This window comes from Desulfopila aestuarii DSM 18488 (assembly GCF_900143695.1).
GTDB classification, from domain to species: Bacteria; Desulfobacterota; Desulfobulbia; order Desulfobulbales; family Desulfocapsaceae; genus Desulfopila; species Desulfopila aestuarii.
In genome coordinates this window covers 1-1,822 of the sequence record NZ_FRFE01000095.1, presented here as the reverse complement: position 1 = coordinate 1,822, position 1,822 = coordinate 1, and the positions used below count along the sequence as shown (strand labels likewise).

Here is a 1,822-nt window from a genome sequence, read left to right as displayed (position 1 = left end):
GAGTTCAAAGACCACCTTAAACAGCACTGGCCGACCATCAAAGCCAAGCTGCTGGCAGGGTGCTACATGCCCTCGCCAGTACGCCGAGTGGATATCCCCAAGCCCCAGGGCGGGGTACGAACACTCGGTATCCCAACGCTGACGGATCGATTGATCCAGCAGGCGTTGCATCAGGTGTTGTCACCGATATTCGAGCCCGAATTTTCCGAGTCGAGTTACGGCTTTCGACCGGGAAGAAGCGCTCATCAAGCGGTTATGGCTGCCAGGCAGTATGTTGCCGAAGGCCGCCGTTTTGTGGTGGATATGGATCTGGAGAAGTTCTTTGACCGGGTCAACCACGACCTCTTGATGGGGCGGGTGATGAAACGGGTGGATGACGAGCGTGTAGTGCGTCTTATCCGTCGCTATCTTGAGTGCGGAGTATTGATGGATGGAAGAGTAACGCAACGGATGGAGGGAACGCCGCAGGGTGGCCCATTAAGTCCCTTGCTTTCCAACATCCTGCTCACCGATCTGGATCGGGAACTCGAGCGACGGGGACATGCCTTCTGCCGATATGCGGATGACTGTAATATCTACGTCAACAGCAGGCGGGCAGGAGAGCGGGTGATGGAATCTATCACCTGTTTCTTGGGTAACGAACGTTTTGCGCTTACAGGTAAACGAAACAAAGAGCGCAGTGGCGCGACCGTGGGATCGGAAGTTCTTGGGCTACAGCATGACGTGGCACAAGCAACCCAAGCTTCGGATCGCTCCGGCCAGCCGACAACGGCTGGTCACCAAAATCCGGGAGATGCTCAAGAGAGCCCACGGGCGTAATCTGAAAAGGACGATCGACGAACTCACCCCCATCCTTTGCGGCTGGATAAGTTACTTCAGGCTGACGGAGATAAAAGGTGTGTTGGACGAGTTGGACGGCTGGATCAGACGAAAACTCCGCTGCATTCTCTGGCGCCAATGGAAGCGGCGCTATACCCGAGCACGCAACCTGATAAAGGCAGGGCTGAACGAGGAGCGCGCCTGGCGCTCTGTGAGCAACCAGCGCGGGCCATGGTGGAACAGTGGTGCAAGCCACATGAACCACGCGTTTCGGAAAGCCTATTTTGATCGTTTAGGTCTGGTGTCTTTGCAGGATACGCTGCGAAGGCTCCAGTGTATTCAATGAACCGCCGGATGCGGAACCGCATGTCCGGTGGTGTGGGAGGACGGCAGGGGTAACCCTGCCTCCTACCCGATTGCAAGATCACGTTTGCCAAATCGAGCAGTGAAACGATTGAGGACAAACTCACAGGTCTAGACGGTATTTTTTTGGAGTTGGCCCGGTGATACTGCAGATGGAAATCGACTGCCTGTGATACTTCTCATGGTGAGTTCCTGAGTTTAGGCTGTTGGAGCAATATGCCCTAACTGAAACATACACCACGATGTGGAAAGACTGATAGGAGGTGCTGACTGGCTCAGGAAGAAGATCAAGTTTAATATCGTAAATACAACATCAGGTTGGCAGAGCATATCTTTGGTGTAATCAAAGTACCCAGGATACCGAATACGGTGGCAATTCTTGGGTATTGGTAAAACCATCTTCCACACAATTACCCAGTCACGATCTTAATCACTGTCTCCAAATTACCGATTACTGTCTTCTGACGATCACTTATGACTAGTTGTCTTGCTGAATAAGTGAATTGAAAATGATACACGATCGACAGTTTTCTATCTTCTCAGTATAGGTAGAGTCGCAAGTGCCATTGCAAAGGGTACCATACATAAACCAGCACATATTTCCGCTCTGAAACTCCCATGCTGGGCATTGTTCCTTCTG

The 1,822-nt window shown here is 52.1% G+C and carries 3 protein-coding genes; 2 read left to right on the top strand and 1 reads right to left on the bottom strand.

Annotated features, from left to right (window positions below):
- Positions 1-819, top strand: an 819-nt coding sequence (gene ltrA / locus BUF15_RS26455) for a group II intron reverse transcriptase/maturase (protein WP_234981291.1), incomplete at its 5' end; no start/stop codon positions are given.
- Positions 794-1,165, top strand: coding sequence for a group II intron maturase-specific domain-containing protein (locus tag BUF15_RS28000; protein WP_234981290.1), 372 nt, complete (start codon positions 794-796; stop codon positions 1,163-1,165). The genes ltrA and BUF15_RS28000, both read left to right, overlap by 26 nt.
- Positions 1,166-1,660: 495 nt before the next feature.
- Here BUF15_RS28000 and BUF15_RS28615 read toward each other — a convergent pair.
- On the bottom strand, positions 1,661-1,822 hold a 162-nt coding region (locus tag BUF15_RS28615; protein ID WP_407642657.1), incomplete at its 5' end, for a two-CW domain-containing protein.